We start from the raw sequence: 20,788 nt of genomic DNA on the forward strand, positions 1-20,788 counted from the left end.
AGTCAATGGATATACCATTAGTGTTAGCAGGATAAACACAACTATTCATATGTATCTGACCGTGAGGTCGGGAACAAGCCCGTTGGGTGATGTTCCCGGCGGGCTTTCACAGATAAGAAAGCGAGGTTAGAGACAATGGGTTTATTTACGGACGGATTTAAGCTCTTGAAAAAGGCAAGTGAGCCTTTGTATAAGACACCGAAATCCATTCAGGAAACCATAGAGATTATGGCGGTGGCTGAAAACGGTATTTTTGAAGTAAGCAGGAATAAGTATTCCAAGTGTTACCGCTTTCAGGACATCAATTACACAACGGCAACGGAGGATGAGCAGATCGGCATTTTTGAAAGATACTGCAAATTCTTAAATTCGCTGGACTGTAATTATAAGATTACGATTAACAATAAGAACAAAAATATGGAGGATCTCCGTGATAAGGTTCTTATTACAGAAAAAAACGATGGCTTCAATAATTACCGAAGAATCTACAATGACATTATTGAGGAGAAGATTATTGAGGGCAGACAGGGGATTGAACAGGAAAGATACCTGACAATCACGATTGAGAGAAAGAACTTCGAGGAGGCAAAGGCACAGTTTGCCACACTTGAGGCAACGATACACAAGGCTTTCATTGAGCTGGGTGCAGAGATTGTGCCGCTTAACGGCAATGAAAGGCTGAAAGTGCTCTATGACTATTACCATCTTGGCGATGAGGGCAGTTTTGATTTTGATATCAAAAAGGCAAAGAAGGTCGGAGCAGATTTTAAGAATGATTTATGTAATGGTATGGTGAAATATTTCCCAGACCATTTTGAGGACGAGAGTAAATACTGCAAGGCACTTTTCATTAAGAAGTATCCCAGCAGTTTATCTGACAGATTTATCAATGAGATTACTTCCCTTCCGGTACACTCCATTACCAGTATTGATGTAGTGCCTGTGCCAAAGGATTTGACTACAAAGGTGCTTCAGAAGAAATATCTTGGTATTGAGTCGGATATTATCAAGCAGCAGAGAGTCCGTAATAAGAACAATGACTTCTCCACAGAAATCTCTTATGCAAAGAGAACGGAGAAAAAAGAGATTGAGGCAATTATGGATGATGTCCGTGAGAATGACCAGTGTCTTTTCTTTGTAGGAGTTACCATTATCCTTATGGCAGAAAGTAAGAAGGAGCTTGAGAGTGTCTGCGAAACAGTAGAAACAATCGGAAAGCGTAACAGTTGTACGATTGATACACACTACTTAAAGCAGAGGGAAGCACTCAACACGGCACTTCCGATTGGTGTAAGACAGGTGGAAACAATGCGTACCCTTCTTACCCAGTCGCTTGCGGTGCTTATGCCGTTTAATGTGCAGGAACTGAATGACAGCACAGGTAATTATTACGGTATCAACCAGATCAGTAAGAATGTAAATATCGGTAACAGAAAGAAGCTCATCAACGGAAATGGCTTTGTATTCGGAGTGCCGGGTTCCGGCAAATCATTCTTCTGTAAGATGGAAATGGGCAGCGTATTCTTGTCGGGAGATGATGAGATTATCGTCATTGATCCGATGAACGAATATTTTGATATTGCACAGACTTATGGTGGAACCGTGGTAAATATGTCCACATACACGGACAACTATGTAAATCCGCTTGAGATGGATGTGTGGAGTCTTGATCCGAATGATTCAAAGGGAATGATAAGGGAAAAAGGGGAATTTATGCTTGGTCTTTGTGAGCAGTGTATCGGGGACAGCTTAAATTCCAGACAGAAATCAATCATTGACCGCTGTGTGAGAAAGATGTATATCGACATCGCAAGGGGCAGGGAAAAGTATATTCCGGTAATGAGTGACTTCTACGATATCCTTATGGAACAGCCGGAGGACGAAGCAAAGGATATCGCATTGTCTTTGGAACTTTTTGTAAATGGTTCCCTCAATATCTTTAACCACCAGACAAATGTTGATGTAGATAACCGATTCACGGTATATGGTATCAGGGACTTAGGCACGGAGCTTAGTCCTATCACAATGCTTGTTATGATGGAGTCTATTCAAAACAGAATTGTAGAAAACGGGCAGAAGGGCAAGGCAACCTGGCTCTATATTGATGAGTTCCATGTCCTGCTTAATTCGGAGTATTCTGCAAAATATTTACAGCAGCTCTGGAAGAAGGTGAGGAAACAAGGTGGACTGTGCACGGGTATCACCCAGAACGTCGTGGACCTTTTACAGAACTACACCGCCACTACAATGCTTGCAAACTCTGAGTTTGTTGCACTCTTAAAGCAGGCGAATACAGACAGTTCCAAGATGGCAGAGGTTATCGGTGTATCAGAGGCACAGCTTCGTTTCGTAACCAATACTGCATCGGGAATGGGACTTATCAAGTGTGGTTCCGTGGTAATTCCGTTTGATAACCAGATCAGCAAGGACACTGACCTTTACAGACTGTATAACACCAATATCCACGAAAAGATTGCGGAGCAGAAGAAAAGGGAGGCAAAATTTGCTGATTAGAATTGCAATGTATCAGCCATTTGGACTAAGTTCCGGATGGCTACTTTTTTAAGGATACAGAAAGAAGGTGGGAACATTGAAGATAAAAAAAGCGGATGACAAGCCTATGGTCATTCACACTAAGAAAAAAGCTAAGATTCATATGCATGAACCGAAGAAGGCTAAAATTAAGGGCAGTAACATTTACACCGTACAGCGTGGTCCGAAAATTGCCAGTGCAAAGATAAATGATACAGGTAAAAAGAAGTCTTATCGTAAGAGTACCATTCATCAGGCAGAGAAGAAAGAAAAGGAACTTTCAAAATTTAAGAGAAATATACGGGAGTCCAATACTTCTATCAAGACGAAGAATACCAATCTTCATATAGCAGGAAGAACGGGAGCATTTGCGGCTGGAGCAGTTACAGAGCAGGTGGAAGGCGGGCAGGAAGTGTCACAGGCAGCTTATCTTGCATATGAAGCAAGCCGTCCGGTTACGGGAACTGCTTCAAGGGGAGCGTCACTTTTCAGAAAAAAAGCGGCAGCCGAAGCAAAGAGGCGTATCAAGAAGGTAGAAACAGGAAAGAAGCTGGCAAAAAAGATGGGAAAGAAAGCTGCCAGTGATACGGCAAAAAAGATTGCCGGTGACACGACAAAGACAGCAGCGAAAGAAACTGCCAAGAACACTGCAAAAGAAACTGCCAAAACTACGGCAAAAGCGGCAACCACAGCGGCAGGTACAGCGGTTGCACCGGGAGCAGGTACAGCAGTCGGCATGGCGGCAGGCTATGCCACGGGTGTATCTATTGAGACGAAGGATGTGAAAGCAGCGAACCGTAGCAGAAAGATTAAATTTTTTCTGGATAAGATGAAAGAACAGGAAAATCAGACGGACAGTGTTGTAAAACTGGTAAAAGATCTGATTGTAAAAAAAGCAGTTCTCTGGATAAAGGCGGCAGCTCCGATTATCGGACTTGTACTTTTGCTGTTGGTTCTTTTAGTGGTAATCGTTGCAGTTCCGGTTATTGCTGTGATAGCGATTCTTTATAATTCACCATTTGCCTTATTTTTACCGCCGCTGGAGTCAGGAGATACAGTGCAGACAGTTACAAGTGCTTATGTGTCTGAATTTAACCGTGATGTGAATACCAAAGTGAATGAACATACCGGATATGACTTTGGCGAACTGGTGTATGTAGATTATGAGGGAATGGATGAAAATCCAAGTAACTACTACGACATTATGGCGGTCTACATGGTCAAGTATGGTGTAGGCGATACTGCAACAATTATGAATGATATATCAAAGGGGTGGTTGCAGACTGTAGTAAATGATATGTGTTCTTATACTACAAGTAGTGGAACAAAAGATGTGGAGGAAACAGACGCAGATGGCAATGTAACAACTGTTACGAAGTCGGTACTGTATGTAAATGTTACGCTCAAATCATACAGAGATATGATTTCCGTTTATGGATTTAATTCTGATCAGGTAGAAATGCTTGAGCAGATCATGAGTCCTGAGTTTATGGGACAGCTTGGATATGCTGGAAGTGGAAGCGGTGGAGGCGGTGGAAGCCCCGGAGTAAGTTCCATGACAGAGGATGAAATAAATGCAATCCTCAGTGGTATTACAGATAGCAGGCAGAAAGCAGTCTGCTCTTATGCCCTTCACAGAGTGGGTTATCCTTACAGTCAGGAATTAAGAGATAGTGGCAATTATTATGATTGCAGTTCACTTGCGTATTATTCATGGAAGGATGCAGGTGTGAATATCAGTCATGGAGGAGCAACTACAGCAGCGGCAGAAGCACAGGGACTTGATGAAGCAGGAAAGACCGTATCTTATGATGAAATGCAGCCTGGTGATCTTATCTTTTACAGTTTCACAAACAACGGAAGATATAAGAATATCAGCCATGTGGCAGTATATGTCGGCAATGGCAAGGTGGTAGAAGCCCTGAATGAAAGAGTTGGCGTAGTTTACCGTGATGTGGCAAGTGTCGGAAAAATTGTAGTAATTGGCAGACCATAGAAAATTGGCAGAGAGGGCGAAAGTCCTCTCTGGAACAGGAGGTAAGAATGGATTTAAAAGATATGATTCTTGTAATGGAGAATTATAAGGGAACAGAAAGAAATATGCTTATGACTTTGGAAGATGATAAGAAGTTCGTTGCCATTGATGATATGTCAGAGCTTGCAGATCAGATGCTGCTTCTTGGAAGAACGCTTGCGGAAGGTTTTACAGAGTATTACAGGGCAGCAAATGTTACAGTATTTGCAAAATTCTGTAGAGATGATGTGGAACTGGGACGCTTTTTGCAAGGATATTATAATGATTCAAAGAAATTTTACTTTGATAAGGCAACAAGTTCCCCAGAGTGTATTACAAAGATGGATGAGATTGGAATGACGGATAGAGGCTGGATAGATGACTTTATCCTGCATTATGAAAAATGCGACAGGACATTTGAAAGAGGGCAGACATTTCATAATTTTAATGACCACGATTATATGGTACTGGAAGCATTATCTCCACGCAATCTTGTGGTAATGGATATGAAAAGCGGCTCTCTCACGATTGCTCTTGGAGCAACAGAGTATAAGCGATATCCGAAAGACGAGGAGCCAACTAAGGATAACACAACGATCGGGGTATCGTGGGAGCACGGGATTTATCTTGGTTCCACACTTTCGCAGACCAACTTTAAGGCATATAAAAGAGAATACGGGACACCTGAAAAGATAAAAGATGTTTATGATTACAGGGCGAAACTCAAGCAGAAGTTTTATTTTTATCAGGATTTGTCAAAGGATGATGATATTCCAAAAAATATGCAGAATGATTTCCTGCACCAGATGTATAAGGAATTTGGAACGATAGAGGAGGAATATTTTTATGACAGGCTTGAAGATGGAAAGTATGATGAAGGTTTTAAGGAAAGACAGGTAAAAGAAAAAAAGAGCCGATGAGGAAAAATGGAATTGGAGGCTGATATCGAATGGAAAAAGAATTTGATATTGAGATAAAAGAAGTTCTCTCAAGGGTAGAGACAGTAAAGGCAGAGTCACTTGACGATGCCATAAACAAGGCAATGGATATGTATTATTCAGAACAGATAGTCCTTGATGCGGAGGATATGAAGGGAGTTGATTTTTCGCCATACAGCGAAGAACAGCTCCCTTCTTCATTAAAGGAAAATGGAGGAAAGACACGATGAAAAATGAGCAGACAGCAGTTATTAAGGATATGGAATTTTTATTAAACGAACTTCATAAGGAATGGGAAAGACCGGGAGAGGTAAAATCGTCTGTCAGTATTCCATATGAGAAAGTTGAGGAAATCAGCAGAAAGCTGAATGTGATTGTCTATGAGACACAGCAGTCGGCTGACAGCGACGGACTTGCCTTTAAGCAGAGCATAGCCAAGTCAAAGCAGTGTTATGTGCTTCTCAGGATTATGCGAAAGATTGTAAAAGGAAAGGGCAAATGTGATAGACAGGCGGTTGATGCAGAATTTGTGATTGAGCTTGACGGGGAGGAGTCAAAGCTCTTTAAGGAAATGTTTGCAGAATTACTGAAGTAAAAGGAGGGTGACACATGAGTGTTGATATGAAGGTCAAAGCGATATATGATTCAGAAATCAGCAACATCACCCGTTCTGAAAAGAACTGGAAAGATGTATTAAAAGTTGCTGGTCAGTTATATCGCTATGAATTTGATAATATCGTTATGGTAACAGCTCAGAGATCACCGGAGAAAAGTACCCTTATGGCAGATTATGACACTTGGAAGAAAGTGGGAAGATATGTAAAGCGTGGAGCAAAGGGCTGTGCTATCTTCCCCTCAAGGGCACTTAATCCCCGTATGAGATATATTTTCGATATCAGTGATACAGGCGGAAAGAATGTGAAGCTGACTTGGGATCTGGAGGGGGAAAACCTGAAAAGTTATGCAGACTTTCTGGTATCGGAAGGACAGATGGAGCGGTATAAAAGCGATGACAGGGAATCACTAAAAAATACGCTAAAACAGTTTACAGGAACAAATGTTTGGAATATAATAAAAGAGGAGTTCGGGGATAGAATGTCCGAACTAATGCAGCTATCAGGTAGTGTGATAAAGGAATTCAACGAAAAACGCAAGGGCTTACAGCAGGATAGCGATATGGAGCAGTTAGTATATTCCAGTGTTATGTATGCTGTAGGGACGAGATGTGGATTTGACTTATCTGTGCAAGAACAGGATTTCAGTCAGATTGTAAATATCAAAGATGAGGAGATAGTTTACCGTCTTGGTTCCCTTGTATGCGATGTCTCCTGTAGTGTTCTTAGAGAATTTAGTAGGAATTTACAAACGATTGAGAGCGAAAGGAGAATATCATATGTTAGAAGCAATGACTTACAAGGAAGTGGACGGACTGCTGTATCCGGAGCTGACAATGCCGGACGAGACAGAGGATTTAACGAAGCTGGGCAGATACGGGAGAATGGCAATGAAGTATCTTCTGGAGAACGAACCGGCAAGGTACAAGACACTGATGAGATTCGGGAAGATGTACGAGAAGATGTCGGCAGTAGAGGAGGAAGCAAACCAGCTTTACGATCAGTTGGAGGAACAGTATCTAATGAAGCACAAGCCACAGAATCCGTCATCGACAATGGAGATGTGGAAGATAAGAGAGCAGGCGAAGATGCAGGCAGAGGAAGTAGTGCTCCACCAGATCGTGATGAAGTTTCATTAGAAACACAGGAAGAATTAAATAGAGAGCTTGATGAGATTAACTCATTGGGTGTCAGTAAGGAAGCCGAATATACACAGGCTTCCTTTTTTTTCGACCAAAACGGGCAGGCAAGTTTTGGTGTGAAGCAGCCGGAGGAAACCAGACACAATGAATTTATGCGTCAGTTCGAGGAGGATAAAAAGGCTGCCCTTGCCAGAAAATATAATTACCTTAATCCAAAGAAAGCAGAGAGTGTACCAAGTGAGTATGTAAAAGAGATACTTATGAAAGGAACTGGCTTTGTCGGTGGAAAAGGCAGGGTGTGTGAAATCTATCAGACAGAGATAGACGCAGGAACCAGAGCAAAGCATATCAAGGCAGAATATGGTCAGGGGGGTGCAAGCTGGCCGCTTGACGGTCTGGGCTTGCACGGGTATGACACATTTCACGGTTCGGGACTTCGTATCCAATGGAAAGATGAAGATGGAGAAGTAGAAGGATACGTTTCGTGGAAGAATGTCGAAAAGGAAATCGGTGTACTTATCCTTACCGGAGAATACCAGTCGGAGACACCTCGTATTGATGAGCTTGCAATGGACGGACTTCGTGAAGATGATGAAGTCATTGACGCAGAGTACCGTGAAGTTGATACGCAGGAGGAGAAATCAGAAATTGATGATTATGCTATTCCTGATGAGCCTGACAGTTATGCTGTAAACAGAAAGGCGGCTGAGTTACGGTATATCAAGCCGATTGATTATGCTGACCGTGTAGCTGCAATGGATAAAGATTTAAGAGATGCCATTGAGATACTTGTGTCAGAATGTAGCTGTTACACACCATTCCGTGCTTTCCTTATGGATGTGGTGCAATCGGATTTTGCATTTATGCCGAATAAGCTGGAACTGATCTGTGAGATAGCGATGGGAAATGTTCAGGGTGAGAGAAAGGCATATTGCAATAATCAGTATGGACTCACAGAATACACTTTAAGCAGTGCAGATGTGAAAGTAAGCTACAAAAACAGAAATGGAGAGAGGGCAGGGGATACCGTATCATGGCGTGAGGTATATGAAATCTTATCCTATATGGTAAAACAGCCATTTTACTGTGGAGAGGACCAGAAGGCAATCTATCAGACCATAAAAAATAAGATTGACAGGGAAAAGATGAATCCTGTTTACCGCAAGTTCTTTGATATTGAGGACAGTGTGAGAGAAAGCCGTCTTAAAACCAGAGAACGGGCGATTGCATATGGCTTGAATACCAAGATTGACACGGATGGTCGTATAATTTCTGATGAGGATAAGAATGTATCGGCAGATATTCCACAGAAGGATACCGAACCACAGGAGGCTGCCCCTGAAACACCTGCACAGGAAGTATTACCGCCAGTGGAAGGTCTGCGTGGAAAAGAAAAAACACAAGACCAGACAAAACTCAATTTCCATTATAACCTGTGGGAAACAGAAAAGGGTGGTGCAAAGACCAGATACCAGTGGAACATTGATGCAATCTGTACACTAAAGCAGATTGAAGCAGAAAACAGACTTGCAACACAGGAGGAGCAGACTGTTTTATCAAAGTTTGTCGGCTGGGGAGGCTTGTCACAGGCATTTGATGAGAATAATGCTGCGTGGAGCAAAGAGTATGCAGAACTGAAAGAGCTTCTTTCCGATGAGGAATACAGTGCGGCAAGAGCAACTGTAAATAATGCCTTTTACACTTCGCCGGAGATTGCAACGTGTATCAATTCAGCCCTTGTGCAGTTTGGGTTTAAAGGCGGAAATGTCTTGGAGCCGTCTATGGGTATCGGTAATTTCTTCGGAAGTATGCCAGCACCAATGCAGCAAAGCAGGCTGTACGGAGTGGAGCTGGACAGCATATCGGGAAGAATAGCAAAACAGCTTTACCAGAATGCCAATATCAGTATTACAGGATTTGAAAACACCACATATCCGGATAACTTCTTTGATGTTGTTATGGGAAATGTGCCATTTGGAGATTATAAGATATTCGATCCAAAGTACAACAAGTATAACTTCCGTATTCACGATTATTTTCTGGCAAAAGCACTCGATCAGGCAAGACCGGGAGGTATGGTTGCAGTGATTACCACAAAGGGAACACTGGATAAGAGCAATCCGACTATACGAAAGTATCTGGCTGAGAGGGCAGAACTTGTGGGAGCAATCCGACTTCCGAATACTGCATTTAAGGATAATGCAGGAACTGAGGTGACTGCGGACATTCTTTTTTTACAGAAAAGAGAGCGAAAAATTGATATAGAGCCTGACTGGGTACATCTTGGTGTCACAGGTGATGGCATAGCAGTCAATTCCTATTTTGCAGAGCACCCGGAGATGATGCTTGGTACAATGCAGTATGATACAAGGATGTTCGGACAGGACAGCAAATATACCGTCTGTGTGAATAATGATGAGAACTTCAATCTGTATGAAGCACTCAATAAGGCAATCAGTAACATCAAAGCACAGATGACAGATTTTGAGAGACTGGCAGATAATGAGGAACAGACAGAGGAAGTCATTCCCGCTGATCCGGATGTCAGAAATTATACTTACACATTCTTTGAAGGAAAACTTTACTACAGGGAAAATTCAGAGATGGTAAGGCAGAAAGTATCACCGACAGCGGAGGGGCGTATTAAGAGCCTTGATGAAATCAGACAGATAACAAGAGAGCTGATTGATATCCAGATGGAGGGATGTAGTGATGAGGAGCTTGCAGACAAACAGCAGCTTTTGAATGTAAAATATGATAAATTCGTTGGAAAGTATGGAGCAATCACTTCCAAAGCAAACCGTACAGCGTTCAGGGATGACAGCGATTATCCGCTTCTTTGCAGTCTGGAAGAAGTAAATGAGGACGGGGAGGTGAAGAAGGCGGATATGTTTTATAAGCAGACGATTAAAGCAAAATCCGTGGTGGACAGGGTAGAAACTGCGGTTGAGGCTCTTAATGTATCGGTCAATGAGTTTGGATATGTAAATATTCCTTATATGCTTTCCATTTATGAAACAGACAGGGATACTCTCATAAAGGAACTCGATGGAATTATTTTTCTTAATCCTGACCGTTACAATGAAAATAACCCGGACGCAGGCTGGGAGACAGCAGACGAATATCTGTCAGGCAATGTCAGGGATAAGCTGCGTGTTGCAAAGGCAATGGCGGCTGATACCGACAATCCACAGGCAGAAAGATTTGCCGCCAATGCCGCAGCATTAGAGAAAGTTCAGCCGGAATGGATTGAAGCCTCGGATATAGATGTAAAGATTGGTACAACTTGGATTGAACCGCTTGATTATGAGCAGTTTATCTATGAGCTGCTTAATACACCAAAGAGAGCAAGGGCAATCAGAACAGAGTATTATAATTCCGGTATTCAGGTACACTTGAATAAAATGAGTATGGAATGGTTCATTGAAAATAAAAGTATGGATAAACATTCCGTAGCAGCAACGAAAACCTACGGTACAAGCAGAATGGACGCTTATTCTATTTTTGAGGAAACATTGAATTTAAAAACGGTCACTGTCAGGGACAGGATTGATGACGGTGATGGCAAGTACCATTATGAAGTCAATAAGAATGAGACAATGCTTGCAAGGGAAAAGCAGAATATGATCAAGGAGAAGTTCAAGGAATGGCTGTTTGCAGAACCGGAACGCAGACAGAAGTATGTGGAGTATTATAATGAAACCTTCAATAATATCCGCCTGCGTGAGTATGACGGAAGCCACTTGCAGTTTCCGGGAATGAACCCTGAAATTGAATTAAAACCGCACCAGAAAAATGCGGTGGCACGAATCCTTATGGGAGGAAATACCCTGCTTGCCCACTGTGTCGGTGCCGGAAAGTCGTTTGAGATGATGGCTGCGTGTATGGAACAGAAAAGGCTCGGACTTGCCAATAAGACAATTATGGTAGTGCCAAAGCCGCTTATCGGGCAGACAGCAAGTGAATTTTTAAGGCTTTACCCGTCAGCAAACATCTTGGTTGCAACGGAGCGTGATTTTGAAAAGAGCCGAAGAAAGCAGTTTGTATCAAGGATTGCGACAGGCGATTATGACTGCATCATTATGTCGCACTCGCAATTTGAGAAAATTCCAATTTCGGCAGAGAGAAAGGAGCGAATGCTTAATGAACAGATAAATGAGATCACCTATGCGATTGATGATATGAAGGAGCGGAATGGGGAACGCTGGACCGTAAAGCAGATGGAAAGCCAGAAGAAAAAGCTTGAGGAACAGCTTAAATCCCTGACCGATGAGAGCAGGAAAGATGACCTCATTACCTTTGAGGAGCTGGGTGTTGACTCTATTATGGTAGACGAAGCACACAATTTTAAGAACCTCGCCACATTTTCAAAGATGAATAATGTGGCGGGAATCAGCAGTAGTGGGGCTAAAAAGTCAACGGATATGCAGCTTAAATGCCAGTATTTATCAGAGATAAATGATGGCAGGGGCATTGTATTTGCTACCGGAACACCGATAAGCAATACGATGTGTGAGATGTATGTTATGCAGCTTTATTTGCAGAAATCGGCACTTGAGGAGATGGGAATTCATCATTTCGACTCGTGGGCGGCTAACTTCGGAGAAGTAACAACGGCATTGGAGCTTACGGTTGAGGGCAGTGGTTTCCGTTTCAAGAGCAGGTTCAATAAGTTTACCAATCTGCCGGAGCTTATGAACATCTTCCGTGAGGTTGCCGATGTGCAGACAGCGGATATGCTTGACCTTGATGTGCCTGCACTCCGTGGCGGCAAGCCTATTATCGTGGAGTCGGAGCCGGACTGGTATGTGAAGCAGGTAATGGAAGAATTTGTTGTAAGGGCAGAAAGGATAAGGGGCGGGGGTGTTGATCCAAGTGTTGACAACTTCTTAAAGATTACGCACGAAGCAAGACTTCTTGGAACAGACGCAAGACTGATTGATAAGGACGCACCGAACAACCCGGACGGAAAGCTCAATAAGGTAGCGGAAAATGTCTGGAAAGAATATGTAAAAGGAAATGCTGATGGTCATATAGGCTGTCAGCTTATTTTTTCGGATATTGGAACACCGGGACCGGACAAGGACTTTACGATTTATGATTATCTGAAGGAGTCACTTATCAAGTATGGTATCCCTGCGGAGGAGATAGCATTTATTCACGATGCAAAAACAGACGCACAGAGGGATGCACTCTTTAAGGAAATGAGGACAGGTAAGAAAAAAGTCCTTATCGGTTCGACAGATAAGTGCGGAACCGGAGTTAATGTACAGACACACCTTGTTGCAATGCACCATGTCGATTGCCCGTGGAAGCCTTCTTCCATTGAACAGAGGGAAGGCAGAGGTATCCGACAGGGAAATAAAAACGATGAGGTGGCAATCTACCGATATGTTACAAAACAAACCTTTGATGCATACAACTGGTCACTTGTGGAAAACAAGCAGCGTTTCATCAGTCAGGTTATGACAAGCAAGGCAGTGAGCCGAAGCTGTGAGGACATTGATGAGGCAACACTTTCTTATGCGGAGATTAAGGCGGTTGCTACAGGCAACCCTTTAATCAGGGAAAAGATGGAGGTTGACAATGATGTCCAGAGATTAAAGCTCTTAAAGGCGTCTTATGATAATCAGAGATACGGATTGCAGGATAATTTTATGATCAAGTATCCAAAACTCATCAAAACTGCGACAGAGAAACTTGCCAATGTCAGGGAGGATATAAAGGCAAGGGATAAGGAATTGATTGATAACCCGGATTTTGCCATTACCATAGGCAATGCAACTTATACAGAGCGAGTGGATGGTGGAACCGTAATGCTTGAAGCAATCAGCAAATGTAAGACAGGCGAAACCACTCCAGTCGGTAAGTTCCACGGCTTTGAGCTTCTGGTGGAAAAGAATTTCCTCAGTATCAACTATATGGTGCTTCGTGGAAAGACGGAATACAAGGCAGAACTTTCCACAAGTCCGGTGGGAAGTATGGTAAAGCTGGAGAACCTGTTCAACGGACTTCACGAAAATGTTGATTTTCTGGAAAAGAAGGTTGAACAGTACCAGAATGATCTTGAGGCTTCAAAGGCGGAGTATGACAAGCCGTTTGCATATAGTGCAGAACTGGAAGAAAAACTTGCAAGGCAGTATGAATTAAATGCCCAGCTTGACCTTGAGAATGCAAAAGCTATGGACGCAGATCTTGGGGGACCGGACGAAGAAAAGTCTGAGGACAGAATAGAAAATGCGGGCATTGTTGCAGAGGATAAGGGAATCTATATGCCAGACAGAAACAGGAAAAGATAGGAGTGAAACTCTATGAGCATAAGGAAAGTGGTCACAGGACTACTGATTACAGCAGGGATTGCCATTATGGCAGTCCCTTTTTTCTGGGGTACAACCGGAGAGAGAAACACGAACCAGCTCATAAATGAATTTGAGCAGACATTGGAGGAGAAGCAAGATGAAAGGTCAGAGGTTGAGAAAGAGCAAACCACCGTTAGTAAAGAGGAGGAAGCCATTCTTAAAGAAGGCAGTGTCATCGGCATTATTGAGATACCGGGCATAGATATCAGATACCCGGTAATGGAAGAAACCGGAAGTGAAATGCTGAATGCCGGGACAGGGAACAATGCGTTTTGTTGTCAGGTGCAGATATAAGGAGGCGGCAGATGAATAAGAGATACCGACTGGGGGAGATAGAAGAAGCAGTATCGGAAATGGAGGAGCTGATCGACACTCAGGACGATATTGCAGAGATTGATGATGACTTTCAGATTGTCGTAAGCGGCTGGTCTGTGTATGTCGAAAGCCTGAATCTGACACTCAGACAGGGAGTTGCCTGTATCTGGGATACGGAGGCAGGATTATTTATGCCTGATTTTGATGTGACTATCGTGTATGAGGGAAACATCGAAACACAGGAATGGCTCTACTATGAGCAGGACGGAATGGTTGTTACACTTGGCAACTGGTTAAATGGCAGATTGTCTTGTGAACAGATAGAACAGCTTTGGTGTGAGCTTATCATACCAGAAAACAATGATAATTCAGAAGTATAAGAAAGAGAGGAACAGCGTATGAAGTATTCAATTAAGGTAAACGAGGTAAGAGCAAAAGATGGCAGCAATATCAAGGGTTTTGCGACCGTGGTATTTGGTGATTCATTCAAGATTACCAATATCGCAATCCTTGAAAATAAGGAAAAGGGAGAGCTTTTTGTATCAATGCCAAGATACCGTTCCAATGAGCGTGATGAGAAAAACAGCGTGATTTATAAGGATGTATGCAATCCTATCACGGCAGAGTTTCGTGAGGAACTCTATACTAATATCCTTGAGGCTTATGTAAAAATCAGGGAGCCGGAGAAAGCAGAAACACAGACACAGGGAAAAACTCAGGAAATGCCGGAGTTTTCTGTGACGGTAACACCTTATGAAAGGGAAGGCAGTAATATCAAGGGACTTGCCCGTATTTACTTTGAAAACAGCTTCATTGTAAATAATGTAAACATCCTTCAGGGCAAAGAGAAAATCTTTGTATCAATGCCTTCTTATAAAACAAAGCAGGTGGACGAGCACGGCAAACCGATTTATCAGGATGTCTGCTATCCGGTCACAAAGGATTTCAGGGAGAAGCTCTATAATGAGATTATTGCAGAATATGAGAAAGCAAAGGATAAGAGCAACGAAAAAGCAAGGGAGAATGCCGGACAGAACCACGGAAATCCCGACAGGGATAAAAAGGATACACCTTTTCGATAATTAAGGCTAAGGGGCGGCATATGCTGCCCCGTTTATAAGGAGGAAAAGCAGATGGAAGCAGAAAAGACACTTACTAATGAGGAGATCATAAGAGAACTTCTCGATTTATTAAAAAAGAATACTATGAAAGAACAGGCAAATGATGTATTTGAGATATGCACCTATGTGGATGGTCTGGAAAAAAAGATTGTGTCTATGACAGAAGAACTTACCAGTATGCAGGACCAGATCAAGAAAATGCAGGAAGATACCCTTATCAATAATGCAAAAAAAGCATTAACAGAAGCACAGGAGCGACTCAATGCCAGATGTGAGCAGATAAAGTCACAGGTATCTGAGATAAAGGTACAGGTAAAATCTACTGCCAAGAATATTGTTGATGAAACAAAGGCAAAGGGCAGGGCGGCACTTTACAGGGTGACAGAATTTGTAGGAATTAAGAAAAGACTTCTCAATGTCAGAACAGTGGTAAAAGATACGATTGTATCTACAGACAGGGATATTGCAAGGACAGCACTTCTTGCAAAGGGACTCCGAAAAGCCGGGCAGACCGTAAACAATGCGTTCCGTACCTTTGCAGATAAGCCGGAGGTGGATTATTCACAGAAAGAACAGAAACACCATCTCACAAAGGCTGTACTTGCCCCTATGAAAGCAGTGAAAAAACTGCTTGTATCAATGGAGCTGCATCTGGATGCCTCGATTGATAAGCTGGATAATCTGGCTATGAATGTGCAGTTTGATAAGGAAAAGCGTATGGAGCAGACAAAGGATAAGGAACAGAAAGCACCGGATACAGAAAGAGAGATCATCTACTCACCGATGGTAGCTGAACCACAGGAGTACAAGTATAATGCAGATGCTTTTGCGGCAAGAAAAACATCGGAGGCAAAGCAGGAAACGGCAGGGAAGGAGCTGCCAAAAGTCAGAGAAGATAAAGCCAGATAAGTTTAGGGGCGTGGGAGTAAAATCCTGCGTCCTTTTTATTTGTTTTAATAGCAGGCAAAAAATGGCGAAAATATAAAAAAATGCAAGAAATGGCGAGTAATTTATCGAGGAATAAGTTATCCTTTGAGTAAGATAGATGGACTGTGGTTATGTATAAAATTTTGCAAGTAACAAATTTTATATGAAAAAACACAGAAAGGGGTTGCATATATGCAGGCTGATACATATAATCTCGACAGACAGACAGACAGACAGACAGACAGACAGACAGACAGACAGACAGACAGACAGACAGACAGACAGACAGACAGACAGACAGACAGACAGACAGGATAAGTCTGTTTTCTTTTGGCATGATCTGATTGTATATGGCACATTTTGGTTATGCGTTAGTGCATAATTGAAATGTGCCTTTTATATTGAAACCACCTTGATGTACGGTCATATATTGACTTGTATATACATATTGATGGGACAACAAAGAACCATTTTATCCATTAGGAAGGAGACAAGACAAATGTTTAAGAAACTTAACAAAATGAAGATTGGTGCACGACTGAAAAAATCTTTCAGACAGATTATTCTCATTTTTGGAATATTATCAGCACTGGTTGTAGTGATTATGCTTTATACGATAAACAACTATGGAACGATACTGGATAATTATGCGTATCCACAGGGAGACATTGCTATGGCAATGAATGAATCAGCGGAAGTAAGGGCTGCCTCAAGAGGTATTGTAGGTTATGATTCAGATAGTCTCATTGAAAGTATGAAAGAACAGCATGAACAGGCTGTTAAATCGTTTGAGGAATATTTGGAAAAAATACGCCCAACAATGATAACAAAAGAGGGAACTGCCTGCATGGACGCTATTGATAAAGCATGGGCAGAGTATAAGGAAGTGGATGCAAAAGTAATTGAGGTCGGTGCAACGACTGATACTGCGAAATCATTACAGGCTCAGCGGATGATGACCGATGAAGCAGCACCAAAGTATCAGGCGTTGGATGATGCTTTACAGAAACTTATGGCTTTGAATATTTCACTTGGAAACGCTAAACGTGCACAGTTGAGAACGGTTATGATAGCTGCATTGACAATTATAATAATTGTAATTGCAGTATCAACGATTTATTCAAACAGTCTTTCCGTTGCAATATCAAAGAGCATTGAAAAACCATTAAATGAATTAAAGGACAGATTTATTACATTTGCAGAGGGTGACATAGATTCTCCACTTCCAACGGTTGAGTCTGAGGATGAAATTAAGGAACTTGTATCTGGTGTATCTGCAATGTCAGACAGAATTAGAGTTATAATTAAAGATTCTGGCAGAATGTTAAATGAAATGTCAGAAGGTAATTTTGCGATTGATACAGAGTGTGAGGAAGTATATACAGGAGCATTTACCGATTTGCTGACAGGCATAAGAAAAATGAATGAGGAGATTGATACAACTGTAAGAGGGGTAGATGATGCATCGGGGCAGGTTCTTACAGGTTCCACAAACCTTGCAGAAGCGGCACAGTCTTTAGCAGAAGGCGCAACGGATCAGGCGGCATCGGTTGAGGAAATGCAGGCAACTATCAATGAACTTACAAGCGGAATAAAAACAACAGCAGAAGAATTAGGAACAGCTTACGATGAAGCCTATAAGTATGCGGAGATTGCAGAAGGCAGTCGTGGAGATATGGAAGTATTAGTGCAGGCTATGTCACGCATAAATGAAACCTCTGAGAAGATAGGAGCAATTATCACACAGATTGAAGATATTGCAAGCCAGACAAATCTTCTTTCATTAAATGCTTCGATTGAGGCAGCAAGAGCTGGAGAAGCCGGAAAAGGTTTTGCTGTTGTTGCGGATCAGATCAGAAACCTTGCAGAACAGAGTGCAAAATCAGCGGTGGATTCAAAAGCACTTATTGAAGCGGCTATTCATGAGGTTGGAGATGGAAATATGTATGCAGAGAAAGCCTCAACTTCATTGAGAGAAGTTGTGGATGGCATACAGGCGATTGCAGACAGTGCGAAAAAGATAAAAGAAATTTCCATTGAACAGGCAGACAGTATGGAACAGGTAGAGGCAACCGCAGAAAGAATTGCTGAAGTTGTTCAGAATAATTCGGCTGCGGCACAGGAAACATCAGCGACGAGTGAAGAACTTACAGCTCAGGCTACAACACTTAGCGGTATGGTTTCGGTATTTAAATTAAGACAATAAGAATTCCCGAAACAAATAATTGATGGAGGAATATATTATGATAGGTTTTAGTATAATGATGTGGTTTAGTTCTGCTCTTCTCATATTTTTTAGTATTTCTCTGTTAAAAGGAAATTACTCTTCTGTTCATGGTAAAGTATTTGAAACCACAAATGACAAAAATGGATATGCGAAAGCATTAGGAAAGCCTGTTTTGTTGATAGGAATTTGTGTTTTGTTATCTGGAGTAATTGCAGTTGTATTACCGAAAGATTATGCCATTTCTATTGCGGTTGTGTTTATATTATTTATAGCTGTTGTCGCTGGGATATGGTTGTATAAGATTCAAAAGAGATTTTCGTAAATTTCAGTTTTATAAGTCGACTTATATTTACAATACAGTTAGTTTATATGTCCCAAACAATTAGAATGGCATTTAAGGAGATGGAAAAATGAATTTTACCGATGAGAAAGATTACATCATGCGAATGATAAAAGAAATGGTTAGAGTATTATTTTCATTAGCCTTTGGGAAAGAGTATGTTTCTGTTGAACTTGAAAAAGAAAACAAGTATGAAGTATCGGGAAAAAATTTCTTGATATGATTGATTTAGGAAAAATTAACGAAGCAGAGAACATACTTTTAGATAGCATTGACTATACAAACAATAACGAGGTAATAGAGGTGGCTCTTTTTTATCAGTACCTTAGTGAAAAAGATAATAAGTTTTTGGAAAACAACAATTATACAAAAGAAGAAGTGCTTTCTGGTTTCAAACAATTACTTATGAAGTCGGGATATAGCGATTTGCTTTATTTGCTCAAATGATGAGTAATATTATAAAAATTCACCTTTTTAAAAACGCCCGTATCGGCATTACTGCTGATACGGGCGTAGCCTTTTTCTGCCAGAGGGAAGATTACAAATTTGAGGTCAGATACTATCCTCTCTGAGAATCAGATTGTTCTCGACAGTAATGCTGAAATCGGAGAATAATGATGAGCCTTTGAGAATTGCAAAGGAGCAAGTATCTACGTTTGCACACATTGGTAAATGATTTATTTTTATATCCAATTTTGTACCACGAGAATTAAGCAAACCTTTACACAGGTTTTGCTCTAATTCATTTTTGGGTACACGAAAAGAAATCATCACTTTTCCGGTGTCTAACAGACAGATTTGTGCTTTAAATTCAATTCCTTTGTATTCAAACTCCACATCTGTAAAATGAGGTGGCTTTTCCTCGATAATAAGTACAGACATAATCAATAAGTCAGAGAAGATGATACATCAGGTGCGGTAAAAGAAACTCCTTTAGCATCAATCATAAAACCGCTGAGTGTTGCCGTATTGGTTCCACGCTTTGTTGTTACTCCCATGATGTTGCCAGAAGCACTTCCGTCAAACTCAATATCTCCAAGCAAGTAAAATCCTCCACGATTCGTGGTAACATCTCCTGCAAAAGTCATAAGTCCTTTGGTATAAGAAGTAATGCCCCAATAAATTTGTGAACGGTTAACCCAATAAATGGCTGCTGTTCCTGCATCACCGTATGCTGTTGAATAAGGAATGACTTCCGTTTCTGGATCATAAACAATAGTTTCGCCATCCTCATTGATGTAAAAGTGAACAATAGAAATCTCGGAGTTTGGATCAGGCGCAGGTGCATCATCAGGCAGCCAAGATGGTAATGTTTGCGACGGTGCTCCTTTTGTATCTGCGGCAAAGGCGGTAACACTCATGGAGAGTAGCATAACAACGGATAACAGGACACATAATGCTTTTTTCATAGATTAACTCCTTTCGTTTGGTATCAATGCCCATTGAGAGCATGGAAAATTAGTAGATAAAACCATCGGCAGCGCATAACCTAAACATCGACTATATAAGCTATGCGCTTGTCCTGCTGATTTTAAGTCGCAGCCTCCATAGTGGGCAAGAGAAATAAGCAGACCCACACAAATGCTCCCATAAAGTATTTACCGTTGCCATCGCTTATTTCACCTCCTGTTTTGTGGATTTACTTGTATAACGGACAGACACAGAAAAAGGGACAATCTTTTTCTAAATTTTTTAGACGGTGCGTTCGGTAGAAGTTGCATCAATCTTGTCTACCCCAGTTGTGACAACTACTCTGGTGCGGTATGTAATACCCATTGTGCCGGTGTAAGTTTTGGTAATGCTAACCGATCCAGTTCCATCAATCGACCATGAGGTGACGGGTGTCCAACCATTCCCAACTTTCTTTTCCAGATAGAGGGTACCTACGGATGATGTCGTCGATTTTTTTGGTGAAATGTATACCGACACAGAAATCTGCTTGCCAGAGATTGAGATAGACGGGACAACAACATTGGTGCTTTCCCATCGGGGAGTAATGGTTTGTATCGAACCTGTTTGCGACATACTCTCAGGCGCATTTGATGCCGCCGATGCGGGTACGGCATGAGCGGTCATCAGTAGAGCGGTAGTTAGTGCCAATGTGACAATTTCTTTTTTCTTCATAAATAAAATCCTCCTTGTGCATTATTGGTATCACCCATATAACGCACAAGGAGGAAAAAAGGGACAATGCTTTCGTGTTCCCATAAAACAGTATTTGCAAATGCTCCCGCAATGGGGAAGATTGGGCGCGACTTC

General features: G+C 41.7%; 16 protein-coding genes and 1 pseudogene. 15 read left to right on the plus strand and 2 right to left on the minus strand.

Annotated elements, in window-relative coordinates; genetic code table 11:
* The first annotated feature begins 135 nt into the window (after positions 1-135).
* The 15 genes and pseudogenes from H8S17_RS12920 to H8S17_RS16775 all read left to right on the plus strand — a co-directional run bounded on the left by H8S17_RS12920 (position 136) and on the right by H8S17_RS16775 (position 18,976).
* Positions 136-2,514 carry a VirB4-like conjugal transfer ATPase, CD1110 family gene (locus H8S17_RS12920; protein WP_008116395.1) on the plus strand — a complete coding sequence of 793 codons (2,379 nt, stop codon included), beginning with the start codon at positions 136-138 and terminating at the stop codon, positions 2,512-2,514.
* 106 nt (positions 2,515-2,620) lie between these two features.
* Positions 2,621-4,528, plus strand: coding sequence for a C40 family peptidase (locus H8S17_RS12925; RefSeq protein ID WP_186867625.1), 1,908 nt, complete (start codon positions 2,621-2,623; stop codon positions 4,526-4,528).
* Positions 4,529-4,575: 47 nt separating this feature from the next.
* On the plus strand, positions 4,576-5,466 hold the full coding sequence (locus tag H8S17_RS12930; protein ID WP_186867608.1) for a hypothetical protein: 891 nt from the start codon (positions 4,576-4,578) through the stop codon (positions 5,464-5,466).
* Between the two features lie 29 nt (positions 5,467-5,495).
* Positions 5,496-5,714 carry a DpnD/PcfM family protein gene (locus H8S17_RS12935; protein ID WP_005602909.1) on the plus strand — a complete coding sequence of 73 codons (219 nt, stop codon included), beginning with the start codon at positions 5,496-5,498 and terminating at the stop codon, positions 5,712-5,714.
* Entirely contained in the window at positions 5,711-6,079 is a 369-nt protein-coding gene (locus H8S17_RS12940; RefSeq protein ID WP_005602908.1) for a hypothetical protein, read from the plus strand. The genes H8S17_RS12935 and H8S17_RS12940 overlap by 4 nt, the downstream gene beginning before the upstream one ends.
* Before the next feature lie 855 nt (positions 6,080-6,934).
* Positions 6,935-7,237 carry a TnpV protein gene (locus tag H8S17_RS17130; protein ID WP_242648075.1) on the plus strand — a complete coding sequence of 101 codons (303 nt, stop codon included), beginning with the start codon at positions 6,935-6,937 and terminating at the stop codon, positions 7,235-7,237.
* Between the two features lie 3,761 nt (positions 7,238-10,998).
* Entirely contained in the window at positions 10,999-13,539 is a 2,541-nt protein-coding gene (locus H8S17_RS17135; protein WP_279221198.1) for a helicase-related protein, read from the plus strand.
* A gap of 12 nt (positions 13,540-13,551) precedes the next feature.
* The gene (locus tag H8S17_RS12950) at positions 13,552-13,893 is read left to right on the plus strand and encodes a sortase (RefSeq protein WP_118506702.1); all 342 of its coding nucleotides are present in this window, start codon (positions 13,552-13,554) and stop codon (positions 13,891-13,893) included.
* 11 nt (positions 13,894-13,904) lie between these two features.
* The gene (locus tag H8S17_RS12955) at positions 13,905-14,294 is read left to right on the plus strand and encodes a hypothetical protein (RefSeq protein WP_118506703.1); all 390 of its coding nucleotides are present in this window, start codon (positions 13,905-13,907) and stop codon (positions 14,292-14,294) included.
* Between the two features lie 18 nt (positions 14,295-14,312).
* Complete coding sequence (locus tag H8S17_RS12960; RefSeq protein ID WP_118506704.1) at positions 14,313-14,996, plus strand: SpoVG family protein; 684 nt, start codon at positions 14,313-14,315, stop codon at positions 14,994-14,996.
* 51 nt (positions 14,997-15,047) lie between these two features.
* Complete coding sequence (locus tag H8S17_RS12965) at positions 15,048-15,944, plus strand: DUF6674 family protein (protein WP_119224546.1); 897 nt, start codon at positions 15,048-15,050, stop codon at positions 15,942-15,944.
* A 210-nt stretch (positions 15,945-16,154) separates the two neighbouring features.
* Positions 16,155-16,280, plus strand: coding sequence for a hypothetical protein (locus H8S17_RS16765; RefSeq protein WP_279287814.1), 126 nt, complete (start codon positions 16,155-16,157; stop codon positions 16,278-16,280).
* A 181-nt stretch (positions 16,281-16,461) separates the two neighbouring features.
* Positions 16,462-18,168 (plus strand): methyl-accepting chemotaxis protein, encoded by a 1,707-nt coding sequence (locus H8S17_RS12970; RefSeq protein ID WP_242655664.1) that lies wholly within the window; start codon positions 16,462-16,464, stop codon positions 18,166-18,168.
* Between the two features lie 37 nt (positions 18,169-18,205).
* A complete protein-coding gene (locus H8S17_RS12975) occupies positions 18,206-18,511 on the plus strand; it encodes a hypothetical protein (protein ID WP_015568725.1) in 306 nt (101 codons plus the stop codon).
* Positions 18,512-18,599: 88 nt separating this feature from the next.
* Positions 18,600-18,976, plus strand: a pseudogene (locus tag H8S17_RS16775) (DUF6483 family protein).
* 437 nt (positions 18,977-19,413) lie between these two features.
* Here the strand turns inward: H8S17_RS16775 and H8S17_RS12990 are convergent.
* Both H8S17_RS12990 and H8S17_RS12995 read right to left on the minus strand, forming a co-directional pair.
* On the minus strand, positions 19,414-19,938 hold the full coding sequence (locus H8S17_RS12990; protein WP_005602883.1) for a hypothetical protein: 525 nt from the start codon (positions 19,936-19,938) through the stop codon (positions 19,414-19,416).
* A gap of 283 nt (positions 19,939-20,221) precedes the next feature.
* Positions 20,222-20,653, minus strand: coding sequence for a hypothetical protein (locus H8S17_RS12995; protein ID WP_005602881.1), 432 nt, complete (start codon positions 20,651-20,653; stop codon positions 20,222-20,224).
* Between the last annotated feature and the right edge of the window lie 135 nt (positions 20,654-20,788).

The sequence above is a fragment of the Roseburia zhanii genome (assembly GCF_014287635.1).
GTDB classification, from domain to species: domain Bacteria; phylum Bacillota; class Clostridia; order Lachnospirales; family Lachnospiraceae; genus Roseburia_B; species Roseburia_B zhanii.

Bases quoted from the DNA above. Each gene is read 5' to 3' on its own strand.
- H8S17_RS12920 (WP_008116395.1), top strand. From the start codon at position 136: ATGGGTTTATTTACGGACGGATTTAAGCTCTTGAAAAAGGCAAGTGAG.
- H8S17_RS12925 (WP_186867625.1), top strand. From the start codon at position 2,621: ATGGTCATTCACACTAAGAAAAAAGCTAAGATTCATATGCATGAACCG.
- H8S17_RS12930 (WP_186867608.1), top strand. From the start codon at position 4,576: ATGGATTTAAAAGATATGATTCTTGTAATGGAGAATTATAAGGGAACA.
- H8S17_RS12935 (WP_005602909.1), top strand. From the start codon at position 5,496: ATGGAAAAAGAATTTGATATTGAGATAAAAGAAGTTCTCTCAAGGGTA.
- H8S17_RS12940 (WP_005602908.1), top strand. From the start codon at position 5,711: ATGAAAAATGAGCAGACAGCAGTTATTAAGGATATGGAATTTTTATTA.
- H8S17_RS17130 (WP_242648075.1), top strand. From the start codon at position 6,935: ATGCCGGACGAGACAGAGGATTTAACGAAGCTGGGCAGATACGGGAGA.
- H8S17_RS17135 (WP_279221198.1), top strand. From the start codon at position 10,999: ATGAACCCTGAAATTGAATTAAAACCGCACCAGAAAAATGCGGTGGCA.
- H8S17_RS12950 (WP_118506702.1), top strand. From the start codon at position 13,552: ATGAGCATAAGGAAAGTGGTCACAGGACTACTGATTACAGCAGGGATT.
- H8S17_RS12955 (WP_118506703.1), top strand. From the start codon at position 13,905: ATGAATAAGAGATACCGACTGGGGGAGATAGAAGAAGCAGTATCGGAA.
- H8S17_RS12960 (WP_118506704.1), top strand. From the start codon at position 14,313: ATGAAGTATTCAATTAAGGTAAACGAGGTAAGAGCAAAAGATGGCAGC.
- H8S17_RS12965 (WP_119224546.1), top strand. From the start codon at position 15,048: ATGGAAGCAGAAAAGACACTTACTAATGAGGAGATCATAAGAGAACTT.
- H8S17_RS16765 (WP_279287814.1), top strand. From the start codon at position 16,155: ATGCAGGCTGATACATATAATCTCGACAGACAGACAGACAGACAGACA.
- H8S17_RS12970 (WP_242655664.1), top strand. From the start codon at position 16,462: ATGTTTAAGAAACTTAACAAAATGAAGATTGGTGCACGACTGAAAAAA.
- H8S17_RS12975 (WP_015568725.1), top strand. From the start codon at position 18,206: ATGATAGGTTTTAGTATAATGATGTGGTTTAGTTCTGCTCTTCTCATA.
- H8S17_RS12990 (WP_005602883.1), bottom strand. From the start codon at position 19,938: ATGAAAAAAGCATTATGTGTCCTGTTATCCGTTGTTATGCTACTCTCC.
- H8S17_RS12995 (WP_005602881.1), bottom strand. From the start codon at position 20,653: ATGAAGAAAAAAGAAATTGTCACATTGGCACTAACTACCGCTCTACTG.